Below are 15659 nucleotides of genomic sequence, written 5' to 3' on the forward strand. Positions count from 1 at the left end.
GAATTACGTGAGTGCTTTGATCAGCGATTATTGAGGCTTGCGAGGTAAATGTTTATTCAGCTTAGGCGATTAAAAACAGGGCTTGTTCGAGTCCTCGTTGCTTGAGTCCTGCACCTGCACCAAACCAAGCTGAATCTAGACGGTGATCGGTACTCATGGCACGACGTTCATGATCAACAAATTCAGTGATCGAACACAATAGTCCATAAGCAGTGCCTTTAGCAGAAGACAACTCTGCACCTCGACCTTGACCATTAAACATCTCTAAGGCTTTGGTCATGGCTTTACCGTTTGGTTCAGCCTTGTTTTGAGCTTCAGCATTTTGTGCAACCTGACGATAGAACTGAATAATGTTCTCTTCAGGATCAGCGATTGACATGGTGCTATTGTTAAACACAGCATCCATGTAAGCCTTAGCTTCTTGCTGACTAACCTTACGTTGAGTGAGTTGTTTCATTTCATACATGTGCTCATCCCATGCACGCACTGAAATCCCCAATTGTTGTTTGACCTTCTCCGCATCAAACTTGGTACTGTGTGGGACTTTAACCACACCTGCACTCGCAGATGCTCCTTTGAGAGCAATCGCTAAAGTGTTATTACATACCACACGGATACTCGTAAACTGCGCCGTGGTTGCAAGCGTACCGTCACAGGCTGATGCTAAGAGCACATAGCCATTGCTAACATCCTTACCCTTTAAAGCAGACGTCTGCCCTGTACGCACTAAAGCCCAAAACTTCTTCCCACCTTTCAGTACACCTGCGGTCTCAAGCTCAAAGCCTGATTGCTCTGTCAGATCACGGTAGAACTCCAAGATTTCTTTCGGTTGTACTTCCTGATAACGCTGACTGACCACAGATAGCGGTGCATGTGTATCTGAGCGATACAACACACGCTGTTCTTCAAACGGTAGGATGATGTTCTGACCACGGTCATTCTGAGCCATGTAACTGACATTAGATGATTCAATACGCCAATCCATACCGGCTTGCTGAGCCCACACTTCTATCGGTTGATTCTGCGTGAGTTGATTGCCTAGACCATGCCAAGGGGCTTCACCTACATAGGCCATTTGTTCGATTTGATGTGCCATAGTTTTATTCCTTATTAAAAATTGGATTTGTTATTAATTTAGATATTGAAGAGGGAACTTTTTGTAGCAGTTATGACAGAAGCACAAGCTTTGCTGCGGAGGTATGCTTTGCTCTGTAAATGAATTAAACAAACCACCGAGTACAGTTCCTGCAATTCCTCCAACGATGGGAGGCAAGTTCAAAGACTTCGCAACAGTTGTGCCTAAGGCACCTAATGCTGCGGGTGATGCAAGATTTGATAATATTGAATTTGTTTGCTGTATGTTTCCTTCAATTATCATTACATTCGTTGAATGACAAAATGGGCAATTCAAGCTCATGGCTCGACTCCTAATTTCAGGGCATAAAAAAGCCTGCGCGATGACAGGCTTTATATTCAAATGTCTATGGGGACTCTAAAGAGTTTCATGATTCTCATTAGGGTGTTATGTATCTCAAAAAAAATAGAATACGTTTATGTCTCTACTGATCTATTGATTGGAGGGAGTATGTAGCCATTGAAATTTTGATGCTTTATATAGTATCGATACATGTGACTAAAGAGCTCATTTGCCCTTGGTTCAATTAAGTACTTTAAAGTTGAAGGATGTATGTCTTGATATCGCTCTTGAACTTCCTTAAGAAAATCATCAGAAAATAAATATGTATATTTATCAACAAAACCACCATCTTCAAAGTGGAGGTCATATCCAACATCATCCTTTCTAAAGAGTCGTTTGACGTAGGATAAGATGGCTTCTTCTATTCTAGATAAATTAGATTCTAGGTTGTAGTACAAAACTTGGTCGAAGGCATTAGCGTTCTCAAAATCCAAGTAATTTGTATCAGTTATTTCATAAAAAAGATTAGTAGTTTTTTTAGGAATAAGTTTTCCAGTTGAATCGAAGAGAGCTGATGAATCAAACTCCTTTTGAGGGTTAATTACAGCAAAACTATGGGTTGTTTCATAGTATTGAGAACCGAGGAAACTATTTAAATTATTATGTAATTCAACTGTTTGATCAAATTTTAGCTCTAGGCAAATTTGATAATATTTTTTGAGAGCAGGGTAAGCATCGTCAAAGTAAGGCTTATATACATCTAACAATGCTTTAGATTTAGAGGGAAGTCTATTTCCCGCAATGATCTGTTTTTCTAGCGCAGTTTGATGTTTGAATAAAGTTGCATAACACCAGTGTAATAACCAATACTGAACAGGTTGCAATTTTTTATTTTTCTTATGATTTGCAACATAAGCCAGGTTGTCAATTAGTTCGATAAGGCTGTCGAGATGATCTAGAATTGAGTCTTCAGAATCATACAATTCTCTGACCATAGCAGTAAGCTGATCAGGATGTCTAATGATACTTTCATCAATAATGAAACCGTATCTTGCAATACGATCAACAAGAATATCTAAGGTATGTTTTTGATCTTCGGTGAAGTCTAGTTTGTCTTTGATTTTTTGCCGAATGGCATTTAAAAGTTCTAGATTAAGGTCTTCTGAATAAGGCTGATAAGTAGGTACAAATGGCATTAAGCTTGAGGATACAAAACCAATGTGTTCGAAATCATATCTATTGAGATCACACATGCAGGCTAAAAGATCATATCCATGAGAATGTTTAAATGACCAAGAAATTTTTTCTGAATCAGGAACTGCCCAAACAGGTGAGTTTAAACATTCCGCTAATAATGAGATGTGTTTTGAGATCGGCATATCTGCACCTTTAATCGTTGCATTTTTTCTATGAGGCGCACATTTTTTACCTCACAGCGCAACTTAAAGATCACAGCTATGAATAAAAAATCAGATAAGTATTTCAATTATTTTTCTGCCATGTGCTAGCAAGGTCAATATCACCAGCGCTAATTATTAACTCAATCTATGGGTGAGTCAAGCATGTATTTTATTAATTAACACAAGATTATTGTGCTTGGAAAGATAAGCTTTTACCATGGAATTTTAGGCTAAGTCATCTTTATGAAAGGAAAAATTAAATTCTCCTGCCTTGTATGTTTTGAAGCATTTTTTCGATATCAAGATCATTATCCTTACTATGAAGGGCTGAGAGCGTCACTGTAGTTGTGCCAATTATTTCAGGATCAGGGTTATAAATTTCCACATCTGATGTTTTGCTAGTAGGGTTAAGATATTCGTAAAATCTATTAGAAATATTAGTGGTGTTTTTACGGATTGAGCCAAAATTCATTTCAACTGTACTGTGTTGTTTCAAGTATTGTAGCAAGGTGTCTTGCCTAGGAGTAGGTGGATATTCTTGAGCTATTTTTTTTAAATTCAATAAAGGTGGATAACTTTGAATATCTATACAAAGGAGAAGATCATTTGTATTGAGAGGGGTCATTCTATCCGAGCTACTATTTGATGATTTTTCAAGAGTTGTTTTAAAGCCTTTATCTATAAATAAATTTTGAAGATACTCCATAAAGTCAGTAGAGCTTTGAGTTGGATGTTTGTTTTTAAAGTTTTGATACAGTAGTGCTTCTAAGGCTCTGAGTGGAGACTTTCTCTGAGTGAGTGGATATTTATTTCTCTTTTGAAGCGTTATGAGGTTGGTAGCAATATCAACAGCTTGCTGTAACTGAGCTTCTAAATGATGGTTGTTTTTTTGATTTAGAAGTAACATGCTAATCATCTGTAAAAAAACTTTATGAAGAACATCTATCATATTACTTTGCGCTCTCACTGGTACTTGAAGTCCAATTAAAAAATCAGAATCGTTGGGTTTTTTTTCTAATACCTGAAAGTCATTGCCACCTTGTATTAGATCTTTGAATGGTGATAAATGATTGATATTTTTTATGATTGTATAAATTTCTTCGGGTGTTTCGAATAGTCTTTCATAAATACAATAATAACTCACATATAGTTCTACAAAGTAGTCTTCAATTGAGTAAAGTTTATTGATTGATCTCAGATTGTATTGTCTAGCTAATATATTGATACTCTGTACATGCTCAGGGAATTCTCTGAAGACATCCTGAATCCAAGTAAAAAATAAAGATTTTAATGGCTTATACGGTATTTTGAAATAGTCTGTACTCTGCTGAAAGAAACCATAGTTACTATTTTGGTATTCCCACCAAAATGCTTGAAGTAAATCAAATCGAAGAATTTCCTCATCATGTTTTTTACAATGCCAATCACTTACTAACTCAAGAGCATATTTGCTAACTTCATGACTATTCTGCTTGATCAGATGATCAATTTTTTTCGAAAGGAAATGATTGACCTCTGTAAACTGTTCAAAGATATATGGGCATTGAGTAGTTGCGTGATACCTTTCATATTCAAGCATTAAGATGGCTTGAATTAGAAAAAAAGCAGAATCTTCTACAAATAATAATAAATTATCTTGTTTTTTCATTGAGTTAGCTTTAAAGGGTATTTTAGGAAAAAAGTTTTTAATTCAATTCCTAAATTGTTATTCCAATATTGTTCTGTACTTAACACAAGGGTGCAGAGCACACATGGAAAAAATCAACAGAAATCAAATGCAGATCATTAGACTTAGTGAAGTCAGTAAGTTAAGTGGTCTAAGTCGTTCGACTTTATATGAAAAATTAAATGAAAAGTCTAGTCGTTATGACGAGACTTTTCCTAAGCAACTCAGGCTGAGTCGTAATGCTGTGGGGTGGTTGGAACATGAGGTTTTAGAATGGTTGGAGAGCAAAGCAAATGAGCGTTTTAGCTGATTAACTTTCCATTATACAAACTGGGCTCAGAACTCGATTCTATTGGGCATACCAATCTTAGGTATCAACCAATATTTCGTAGATGCTGAGCAGTCATAATTTAGGATATATGTTTAATTAATATTATTAATAAACAATATCTTAATGTTAAAAGAACATACAACTGAGTTATACAAGCCGATGCTCTACTGGCATTGGCTAGGGAGACTCAACTTAAATTTTACATATCAGAGTTATATATGAACAAAGAAGTAGATAGTTCTAAGCAATTTAATGTAAATCAAGCTTTTAAAAATATTGTGAACTATGAAGAAATGTTTGTGGTTCAAACGGATGATAATAAGTTAGAGATTCATGCTAATCCAGAAGTGCAAGATGCTATACAGGTTATCAGTATCGTTCAGCATATCAATCAGCTTAATGATCAAGAAGGGACGGTGGATAGTCTTTATATATTGGATAATAAAGGTAATTATCGACCATCCAATACGACATTGCATAAATTACTTTCTACACTATGTCATACGATCAATTTAGATGAAAAATATGATGTACCTGAAATCAATACTTTTGTAGAAGCGGTAAAGAAGCATGTGCCACAGCACCAACTTACATATCTACAAGAGCCAATCTTTTGGAGTATGTCCCAAAACACGCCTATAAACTCTCAGCGTATTGGTTTGGTTAAAGCAAACTTCCTCGTCAAGTTAGTGGATGAAATATTATTGCAAATTCAAAAACCTGCTTACAAGCAGGCAGTACAAAACCGTTTAGAGCGGAGTCAGAACCAATTCCAAAAAGGGATGAAGCTGATTAACGAGCTCTTTGAAGTATATTGCAAGTTGCTGATTATACGAGTGGACTTTGCTTTAAAAGCGGATAGCAATTTATCTCTGTCTGATTTGAAGAATATGATGAGATTCTTCCTGAAGAAAGTTTTGGTGAATAAGGGCGAGCTTAAAGGCATTGAGGGGTATATCTGGAAACTAGAGTACGGTGTACAAAAGGGTTATCACTATCACTGCATTTTCTTTATGGATGGCAGTAAACATAGTAAAGATTCTTACTATGCTCAAAAGCTAGGTGAGCTATGGAAACACGTTACAGATGATCAGGGCATCTTCCACAACTGTAATGCGAGTAAGTTTAAATATCGTAATCTTGCAATTGGTTGCATTTCTCACGATGACGAAGAGGCAAGAAAAAACTTAGAGATTGTCATGTCTTATCTATCTAAAACGCATCAGTTTTTGATGGAAAAGACACTCAAGAAATATCGGGTATTTGGTACGAGTACTAGAAAGATTGAAAAGTCTCAATCAGGTCGACTTCGGGACAACCTTAAAAATTAGCCTAAGCAATTTTCGATATTGAACTCTATTTTTTGGAATTAACACATGACACTATCATTCGCTCAACCAGCATATATTTACTCAAATACAGACCTATCCATTGAATCACCATATGCGTTTATTGCAAGTGAGGGAGTCGTCCAGCATTGTTCACAACAGTTCTCAGTAATCACACAGAAAAGCTTTAAACTGTTTAAGCTAAAGAAATCATATGCAGGAGCCCAAATCATTGTACCTGTATCAGAAAAGACATTGGATTACATGAATATGATTAACATGTATATCCCAATAGGTGCATATGCGCTTAATAATCAAAATTATAAATTCGCAGAGCATATTCGTCAGATGAATGAGGTGCTTGAGCCAGCAATTCAGCTATTGCCGACTCGAATCAATACTTATCAATTATCGGATCAGAACTATATCGGCTGTATTGCACCAATCTTAGAAAATATTTTGAATGCATTCAAACGATTCTCTACTAGCACATTGCATATGAAAGATATGGCTGGGCGTAAGCTGTGGATGAGTGATCAACTCAAGAGTGTTATGGCTTTGTTTAGAAAAGTGTATAACAAGGAGCAAAGAGCAAATTTAGTGGTGGTTACAGTCAATCATTTGACATTGAACATTGCACATTTAACTCAAGATGAGATTGAAAGGAAAATTTCGATTCAAGCACAGCAAGTCGTTTGTGAATTGTTGCATGAAAATGAACAAGGTGTTTTTCATTTGTTTCACAGGACATACCGTGATCTTTCTGGCGCATATTACACACAGATTTTTGTGATTACAGATCGGAAATTAATTTTTACTACAAACTCAATACTGTTAGATCCGAATCAGAGTGCAGGGTTTAATTCAGCAATAGAACACTCTACGTATATGTTTAAGGTGAACGCAGATCCACTTGATATACATGGCTTAGATGGTTTTGATCAAGAATGTGTCAAGCAGTCATTTCAACAGTTCTTATCGAGTCATCTATATCTCTACTATCACTCGAAAGAAATTTCACCAGGCATCATCATCGTGAAGTGACTATAAGAAGGAGGCGAAAGCCTCCTTTTTCATGTTTTACTCTTTATATCGCATTTGGCTTATGGCAAAGTAACCGCATTCTAAAATAATGATTTTGGTTGATTTTTAACATGACCCAAGTACAGCTTCAAGAACTGCAAAAACGCTTATGGAACATCGCAAATGACCTTCGAGGGAAAATGGGAGCAGATGAATTCCGTGACTATATTTTAGGATTAATCTTCTACAAGTACTTGTCTGAAAAAGTGTTAAACAGTGCCAACCAAGAGCTAAAAGATGAAGGTTTACAATTTACCGATTTAGATGCTGAGAACGCAGAGCATCAAGAATTTTTAGAAGCACTCAAACAAGAAAGCCTTGAGAACATGGGCTTCTTCTTAGAGCCAGCGCAACTGTTCCATAGCCTCGCTGAACGTGCTCAGAATAACGAATTTATTTTAGATGAACTGATTCAAACGCTCAAAGCCATTGAGCAAAGTACCCTTGATGCTGAATCCTCTGAAGACTTTGCTCATTTGTTTGAGGACATGGATCTTACTTCTACCAAGCTAGGTAACAATGCGACAGATCGAAATGAGCTGATCTCTAAAGTCCTTGTACATTTAGATGCGATTGATTTTGATATTTCCAATACTGAAGCCGATGTACTGGGTGATGCTTATGAGTACTTGATTGGTGAGTTTGCATCTGGTGCAGGGAAGAAAGCAGGTGAGTTCTATACACCTCAAACCGTTTCAACTTTGCTTGCACGTATTGTGACGCTTGGCAAAGACCGTTTGCGTAGCGTGTATGACCCAACTTGTGGTTCAGGTTCTTTATTACTTCGAGTGAAGCGTGAAGTCGGAAACAATGTCGATGCGATCTACGGTCAGGAAATGAACCGTACCACCTACAACTTGGCGCGAATGAACATGATTTTGCATGATGTTCATTTTTATAAGTTTGATATCAAGCAAGAAGACACTTTAAAGAAACCACAGCATATGGACATGAAGTTCGATGCGATTGTGGCAAATCCGCCATTTTCTGCAAAATGGTCTGCTGATCCGTTATTTTTAAGTGATGAGCGTTTTAAGTCTTTTGGTAAGCTTGCACCAAGTTCTAAAGCCGATATGGCATTCGTTCAGCACATGTTGTATCACCTTGATGAGGAAGGTACGCTTGCGATTGTATTACCGCATGGGGTGTTATTCCGTGGCTCAAGTGAAGGTCATATTCGTCAGCATTTGATTGAGAAGATGAATGTAGTCGATGCGATCATTGGTCTACCTGCCAATATTTTCTACGGCACAACTATTCCGACCTGTGTGTTGGTTCTGAAGAAAAACCGTGAGCATAAAGACAATATTCTGTTTATTGATGCCAGCAATGAGTTTGATAAGCAGAAGAATCAAAACAAGTTATTGCCTGAGCATTTAGACAATATTATTGGTGCGTATGAAAACCGTCAGGATATTGAAAAATATGCCAAAGTTGTGTCTTTAAAAGAAGTCAAAGACAATGATTACAACCTGAATATTCCGCGTTATGTCGATACCTTTGAAGCGGAAGCTGAAATTGATTTAGATGCGATTGCGAAACAGCTTCAAGCCTTAGAAGTGGAAAGTCAAAAAACAGATGCAGTGATTGCAGGATTCTGTAAAGAATTAGGGATTGATTCACCATTTGCGGAGGTGAAGTAATGGCTACGCCTAAGTTACGATTTAAAGAGTTTGATGGGGATTGGGATGGTCTTAAAATTAAAGACCTTGTTAAGTCACTAGATGCTGGAGTATCAGTAAATTCTGAAGATATTCAACCTGAAAGTGATCAATATTCAGTGCTAAAAACGAGTTGCATTTCTTCAGGGTATTTTGAAGAAGGTGAAAGAAAGCGAGTTCTTCTAAAGGTCGAAATTGAGCGATTAAAAGAACGTGTATTAGACGATTCTATTTTAATGAGCCGTATGAATACACCACTTTTAGTTGGTAGGAATGCTTACGTATTGAAGGCTCCTGCGAAAACTTTTTTACCAGATCGCCTATGGCAACTGAAAGTTAATAAAGATAGAGCTGTTACTCGCTGGTTAGCATTTTATTTGGGTTCGGACCAAGGCTTAAATCAGATTAGAGATTTAGCATCAGGTACAAGTGATAGTATGAAAAATATTACTAAACCAGATGTTATGAATCTTAATTTATTTGCTCCATCCAAAGAAGAACAAACCAAAATCGCTTCTTTTCTTTCCGCTGTGGATGAAAAGATTAGCCAACTGACCCAAAAACATGAACTGCTGAGCCAATATAAACAAGGTATGATGCAAAAACTGTTTAGTCAGCAAATTCGTTTTAAAGCCGATGATGGAAGTGAATTTGGGGAGTGGAGAAATTATAAGCTAAAAGATATTGCAGATATTTATGATGGTACACATCAAACGCCAAATTATGTTGAGCAAGGTGTACCTTTTTATAGTGTTGAACATGTCACAGCGAATGATTTCTCAAATACGAAGTTTATTGCTGAAGATGTATATCAAGCTGAGTTGAAGCGTATCAGTTTGCAAAAAGGTGACATTCTAATGACTCGGATTGGTGATATTGGCACTAGTCGCTTAATTGATTGGGATGTAAGAGCTTCTTTTTATGTGAGTTTGGCACTCATTAAGATCAAAAATGAGGATAATTCTTCGTTTATCGATCAGTATATTAAATCTCAAAATTTTCAAAGAGAACTACATGAAAGAACTATTCATGTAGCATTTCCTAAGAAGATTAATTTGGGTGAAATTGGTTTATGTATGATTGAGCTTCCTTGCCTAGAAGAACAAACCAAAATCGCTAATTTCCTCTCCGCCATTGACCAAAAAATTGAAAAGGTTGTAAAGCAGATTGAAGAAACCAAGCAATGGAAAAAAGGCTTGTTACAGCAAATGTTTGTATAAAGTAAAAGCAGTATTGAGCAACATCAATACTGCTTTTTTATTGAGATTTCATCATGAAGAACATAGAACAAAAAACTAAAGATTTAAGCCAAAATTTGCAGGATTGGCTTCAGAAGCATTTTGGCTCTAAAGATATTACTCAGTATAAAAACGTGGCTTTAAGTCTGATTTTCTACAAATTTTTATCTGAGCAATTTGAACAGTTTGCAAATGAAAATTTAGAAGATGAATTTGAGTATATTGTCCTAGATGAGCATCAGCATGAAGACCTGATGCTTGCTCTTAAAGAAGAGGCACAAGATTCTTTAGGATATTTCATTGCACCTAAACATTTGATCGGAGCATTTGCTCAGGCTTATAGCAATAATAATGAATACTACTTTTTAGAAGAGTTTGATAAAGCAATTCTGCATTTTCAACAAAACCTAACAGATCAATCCAAAGATGTCTTTGATGGGTTATTGAGCGATATTAATACATCAAGCTCATTATTGGGGAGTTCTGGCAAAGCTATAAATCAGGTTTTAGGTTCAATGTTGGTAGATTTGAATGCAATTCAATTCTACTCGAAAGATTATCCTAAAATTTTAGGGGGTGCTTTCTTTAGTTTAATTGAATTTATGGCGATGAATTTGGGCAAGAAAAAAGGAGATTTCTATACGCCAGCTCATGTGTCTGCATTAATGGCAAGTATCATTCATACGGAAAAAAGCCGAGTTCGTAGCCTCTATGATCCTACCTTTGGTTCTGGTTCATTGTTGATTCAGACTGATCAAACTTTAGAGTTTGTAGATCAAATCTATGGGCAAGACCTAATCGATGGTAACTTAAAAACAGCTCGAATGAATTTTCTGATTAATGGCTATCATTATTCAAAACTAAAATTAGAAAGCGAAGATACTTTAGAAAAGCCAAAACATTTGGATATGAAATTTGATGTCATTGTGTGTAATCCGAAGTTTTCACAAACTTGGAATAATGACAATGCTAAAAAGAGTGATCCAAGATTTGCACCTTATGGAAAGCTAGCACCAAAGTCAAAAGCTGACTTTGCTTTTATACAACATATTGTTTATTCCCTAGAGGATGATGGCATTGCTGTCGTACTTGTTCCTCATGGGGTTTTATTTAGAGGTGACTCTGAAGGGGTTATTCGTAAGTTTTTGCTTGAACAGCTAAATTGTATTGATGCGGTGGTTGGCTTGGCGAAAGATCTATCTCCTGTGATAGACACTGAAGTTGCCATGTTGGTCTTAAAGAAAAATAGACAAGTAGACGATAAAGTACTCTTTATCAATGCCAAAGAATTTTGCGAAAAGCAGAAAGCATTCAATATTATTTCGCAAACTCAAATTGCTGAAATTACACAAATATATAGTACCAAAAAAGTAATACCCCAAATATCCGCTTATGTGGAACGGACAAAAATTGTTGAGCATAGCTATAACCTGAATATCCCACGCTACATTGATTTATTCGAACCTGAGCCTGAAATTGATATTGACGATGTGGCTCTAAAATTGGAAAAAATAGATGAAAATTTAGAAGAGATTGATTTGGATATAAGAAAATTTTGTGACGAGTTGGGTGTTCGTTATCCGTTTAAAATTTGATTGTTAAATAGAAAGAAAGGGGGAGAATAAATGAATGTTGAACTAGATTGGCATGAGCCTATAGGATTGAGAAGTTCAAGTACATTGAAAGAGAATGTAAAGAACTTTGACTTATCATTACTTCCTGAAATTTCAGGCGTATATATTTTTTATAGAGAATATGGGGGCTATCAAGAAGCACTTTACGTTGGAAAGTCTGAGAATATTCGCACACGTATGAAGGCTCACTTTAACAGTATTAAGTTGATTGATGGACTTGTTGAAACACCTAAAGGTCAAAAAAAGCTTATATTTGCGGAAGTGAAAACGCGTTCGGATTTGGCGAAAGCTTTAGCCCAAGCAGAAAAAGGATTGATTAATCAGTTAGATGATGAAAAACATCCTTTACTTAATCGTAAATTAATGAAAGATCAGTATGACTTTATTATTTCCAAAGGGAATGCTTTAAATATTATTGATGAAGAAATAGCTGTATTTTCAAACAAGGCTTAACTTATTTATCATTGCATGACCATCGTCATGCAGTGATATTTTTATCTTACTTTTTTAGATGTAACCAGCCAGGGTGAATCACAACATCCTTAATATCGCTGCTATGGATTGAACGATAATTAGATTGTAGACCTTCATCCATTGGAATATGGAAGCGAGCAAAAGCACCTTGATTAATCACATAGTCAAACATTTCATGTTCATCTAATTCCAATACTCTTTTTGTTGGATCTTTATGAGTAAGGGAATTATGTGAACTTTCACGTCCTACACGAAAACTAATTTGTCTTGTTTTTCTATTTTTTTGTTGATATGGAAATAACTTTTCTCCTGACTCTGTCAGTAAATAAAAAGAATCACTATATATTTCATTAAAAATAGCCATAAACCTTCCGTTGTATATGAAATGCACTTAATAAGTGCTATTTTAACATTTTAAAATGATTTAAATCATTGTTTTATAAATATCGAATAAGAGACTGAAGAGTGAGTACACAAGCAGAACTTGAGCTAGAAAATAACTTCATTCAACAACTTGAAGGACTAGGCTATCAAAGGGTGTATCTACGCACCGAAAAGGCATTGCTTGATAACTTAAAACTACAAATTCAAAAACTTAATCAACTCTCAAATCCATTTTCAGAACAAGAATGGAAACAGGTTTGGCATTACCTTACTAAAGAAAATACCGTATTTAGAAAGGCACAGTTATTACGTGATCGTTTTCCATTAAAATTTGATGATGGCACAGTCAAACATTTGTATTTTCTTGGTGAAAATGCATTAGACAATACTTTTCAAGTTTCTAATCAAATCGTATCTGACCATTCTACTTTGAATGGTAAGACCAGTCGTTTTGATGTGACTTTATTGGTGAATGGCTTTCCTCTGATACAAGTGGAACTAAAACGACGTGGCGTAGAAATTCAGCAAGCCTTTAAGCAAACGATTGAATACGCAAAAACAGCTTATAAAGCAGGTGATGGCTTATTTGGTTATATCCAGTTCTTTGTAATCAGCAACGGCGTGAACTGTTTGTATTATGCCAATGGTACAAAGAGTATTGAGTTCGCTTTCCCTTGGGCAGATGAAAACAATAAAAACATTAATGACCTTACAGAATTTACGAATGCATTTTTAAATCCTGCACATGCCTTCAAGATGCTGTCTCAGTACATTGTCTTGCATCACTCAGATGAATTTTTGATGATTCTGCGCCCATACCAAATCTATGCGATTGAGCGTATGGTTCAGCATGTACAGACCTCAAAGGAAAATGCCTATATCTGGCATACAACGGGTTCAGGTAAAACATTAACTTCGTTTAAGGCAAGTCAATTGCTAATCAAAAATCCTGAAATTCGTCGTGTCATTTTTGTGGTTGACCGTAAGGATTTAGATGAGCAAACCTATACAGAATTCAATGCCTATCGAGAAGGCTCTGTAGACAGTACCAACAACACAGCTAATCTGATCAAACAGTTACGCTCCTTAGATAATCGTCTTGTCTTAACCACCATCCAAAAGCTGAATAATGCGATCACCAAAGATCGACATCAAAAAGAGATGGCGGATCTACAAAATGAAAAAGTCATATTTATCTTCGATGAATGTCACCGTAGCCAATTTGGTGAAACACATCAGAACATCAAGCGCTTCTTTAAAAATGCACAGATGTTTGGTTTTACAGGCACACCAATCTTTTCCACCAACAGCCTAAAGAAATCGGGTGAGACCTTTACTACGGAGTATTTATTCCCTGTAAGACTACATGAATACCTGATCGTAGATGCAATCACGGACAGAAATGTATTGCCTTTCCAAATTGATTATTGGGGTAAATACAGTAGTTCTGATGCAAGTGGGGCGACTGAGCAGGTTGAAGGTATCGATACCAAGGAGCTGTATGACAATCCAGAACGTTTGGAAAAAATTGTTCGTCATATCTTAAGTATCCATGACAAGAAGACTAAGAACCGAGAATTTTGTGCCATGTTCTGTGTCAGCTCAGTCGAGAACTTGATTCAGTACTATGAGCTATTTGAGAAAGTACAGGCAGAAATGGCGGAAGAGGCGAAACGAAATGAAAGCTATTTTCAGCCAATCTCAGTCAGAACCATATTTTCTTATGCGACAGAAGAACAAGATCAGCAAGCAAGCATAGAAGAAACAGAAGCAGGCATGATTGCCGAAGAGCCTGTCGATGCACCAAACAGTGTGGATGAGTCCCGTAAAGCCAAACTGAATCGTTATATCGCACAGTACAATGCAACCTACGGATCAAGCTACAATACCACTGACAGCTTCTATGATTATTATCAGAACCTCGGTAAGCGTGTGAAGTTCTATAACATCAAGTATGAAAAAGATGAGCAAATCGACTTATTGCTTGTGGTGAATATGTTCCTGACAGGGTTTGATTCAAAACCACTCAATACCATCTATGTCGATAAAAACTTAAAATATCATGGTTTGATTCAGGCATTCTCACGTACCAACCGTGTATACAAGCCATCTAAGCCATTCGGTAATGTCGTGTGTTATCGCAATTTAAAACAAGCGACAGATAAAGCACTGGCTTTATTCTCAAATAAAAATACCGTTGATATCGTAACTGTGCCTGAAATGAGTGTTTTCTTAGGACAGTACGAAACAGCAGTAGCACAGTTAAAAACATTGACGCCAAACTGTCAGAATGTAGATGACTTAAAGCTTGAAGCTGAACAGTTAAAATTCGTGGAAGCATTTAGAGAAGTTTTACGTTTGAGCAACTTACTCAATATGTTTACTGAGTTCGATAAAAACAAGGCACCGATTAGTTCGCAAGATTTGGAGGACTATAAAGGTAAATATAAAGACCTCTATAACCGCATCAAACAGCCATCTGATGGTAAGGATAAAGTCTCCGTATTGGATGATATCGACTTCCAACTCGAATTAGTACACAACGACCGAGTGAATCAAGATTACATCATTGCACTGCTTGGACTGATTGCGACTGCATCAAGTCAAACGCAGAAGGATCAACGCAGAAAAGAGTTGATGGATATGCTGAGCAATGATGCCAAGATGTATAACAAAAAAGAACTGATTGAAAAATTCATTGAACAACAACTGCCAAAGATGATCACAGGTCAAACGGTGAAACAAGCATTCTCTGCCTTTTGGGATGCTGAAAGAGCGCAAGCTTATGAGGGCTTCTGCCGTGATGAACAGTTGAAAAAGCCTGAGTTTGATAAAGTCGCAGATAACTTTAATTTCACCGAGCGCCTTCCGTTGCCTCATGAGATTAAGGAGCTCCCAATACAAAAGCCACCATTGCTGAAACGTGGTCGTTATTTTGCAGAGTTACATGCGAAGACATCTGATTTATTAAGCCGTTATAGTTTGAAGTTGTAATGAGTCGACTAAAAAATTAATGTCTTGGCAGAGTGGCATTACCACAGAG

General features: G+C 36.5%; 13 protein-coding genes. 8 read left to right on the forward strand and 5 right to left on the reverse strand.

Features of this window, described 5'->3' with window-relative positions; genetic code table 11:
- Positions 1-61: 61 nt before the first annotated feature.
- From FTV34_RS00810 to FTV34_RS00825, 4 genes are all read right to left on the reverse strand, one after another.
- A complete protein-coding gene (locus FTV34_RS00810; RefSeq protein WP_180068455.1) occupies positions 62-1096 on the reverse strand; it encodes a DUF932 domain-containing protein in 1035 nt (344 codons plus the stop codon).
- A 33-nt stretch (positions 1097-1129) separates the two neighbouring features.
- Complete coding sequence (locus FTV34_RS00815) at positions 1130-1417, reverse strand: hypothetical protein (protein ID WP_180068457.1); 288 nt, start codon at positions 1415-1417, stop codon at positions 1130-1132.
- A 134-nt stretch (positions 1418-1551) separates the two neighbouring features.
- Entirely contained in the window at positions 1552-2796 is a 1245-nt protein-coding gene (locus FTV34_RS00820; protein WP_180068459.1) for a hypothetical protein, read from the reverse strand.
- A gap of 277 nt (positions 2797-3073) precedes the next feature.
- Positions 3074-4465: a hypothetical protein gene (locus tag FTV34_RS00825; protein WP_180068461.1), complete on the reverse strand. Its 1392-nt coding sequence runs from the start codon at positions 4463-4465 to the stop codon at positions 3074-3076.
- 103 nt (positions 4466-4568) lie between these two features.
- Between FTV34_RS00825 and FTV34_RS00830 the strand changes: the two genes are divergently transcribed.
- From FTV34_RS00830 to FTV34_RS00860, 7 genes are all read left to right on the forward strand, one after another.
- Positions 4569-4793: an AlpA family transcriptional regulator gene (locus FTV34_RS00830; protein ID WP_180068463.1), complete on the forward strand. Its 225-nt coding sequence runs from the start codon at positions 4569-4571 to the stop codon at positions 4791-4793.
- A gap of 239 nt (positions 4794-5032) precedes the next feature.
- Positions 5033-6145: an inovirus-type Gp2 protein gene (locus FTV34_RS00835; protein ID WP_180068465.1), complete on the forward strand. Its 1113-nt coding sequence runs from the start codon at positions 5033-5035 to the stop codon at positions 6143-6145.
- Positions 6146-6190: 45 nt separating this feature from the next.
- On the forward strand, positions 6191-7186 hold the full coding sequence (locus FTV34_RS00840; RefSeq protein ID WP_180068467.1) for a hypothetical protein: 996 nt from the start codon (positions 6191-6193) through the stop codon (positions 7184-7186).
- Between the two features lie 110 nt (positions 7187-7296).
- Positions 7297-8868: a type I restriction-modification system subunit M gene (locus FTV34_RS00845; RefSeq protein WP_180068469.1), complete on the forward strand. Its 1572-nt coding sequence runs from the start codon at positions 7297-7299 to the stop codon at positions 8866-8868.
- The gene (locus tag FTV34_RS00850) at positions 8868-10106 is read left to right on the forward strand and encodes a restriction endonuclease subunit S (protein WP_180068471.1); all 1239 of its coding nucleotides are present in this window, start codon (positions 8868-8870) and stop codon (positions 10104-10106) included. Before FTV34_RS00845 ends, FTV34_RS00850 begins: the two co-directional genes overlap by 1 nt.
- A 53-nt stretch (positions 10107-10159) precedes the next feature.
- Positions 10160-11719: a type I restriction-modification system subunit M gene (locus FTV34_RS00855; protein WP_180068473.1), complete on the forward strand. Its 1560-nt coding sequence runs from the start codon at positions 10160-10162 to the stop codon at positions 11717-11719.
- 30 nt (positions 11720-11749) lie between these two features.
- Complete coding sequence (locus FTV34_RS00860; protein WP_180068475.1) at positions 11750-12211, forward strand: GIY-YIG nuclease family protein; 462 nt, start codon at positions 11750-11752, stop codon at positions 12209-12211.
- Positions 12212-12257: 46 nt separating this feature from the next.
- On the opposite strand, the gene FTV34_RS00865 is transcribed toward FTV34_RS00860, so the two are convergent.
- The gene (locus tag FTV34_RS00865; protein ID WP_180039986.1) at positions 12258-12596 is read right to left on the reverse strand and encodes a hypothetical protein; all 339 of its coding nucleotides are present in this window, start codon (positions 12594-12596) and stop codon (positions 12258-12260) included.
- Between the two features lie 101 nt (positions 12597-12697).
- Between FTV34_RS00865 and FTV34_RS00870 the strand changes: the two genes are divergently transcribed.
- Positions 12698-15610: a type I restriction endonuclease subunit R gene (locus tag FTV34_RS00870; RefSeq protein WP_180068477.1), complete on the forward strand. Its 2913-nt coding sequence runs from the start codon at positions 12698-12700 to the stop codon at positions 15608-15610.
- Positions 15611-15659 lie beyond the last annotated feature (49 nt).

Source organism: Acinetobacter sp. YH16038 (assembly GCF_013417275.1).
Classification (GTDB): Bacteria; Pseudomonadota; Gammaproteobacteria; order Pseudomonadales; family Moraxellaceae; genus Acinetobacter.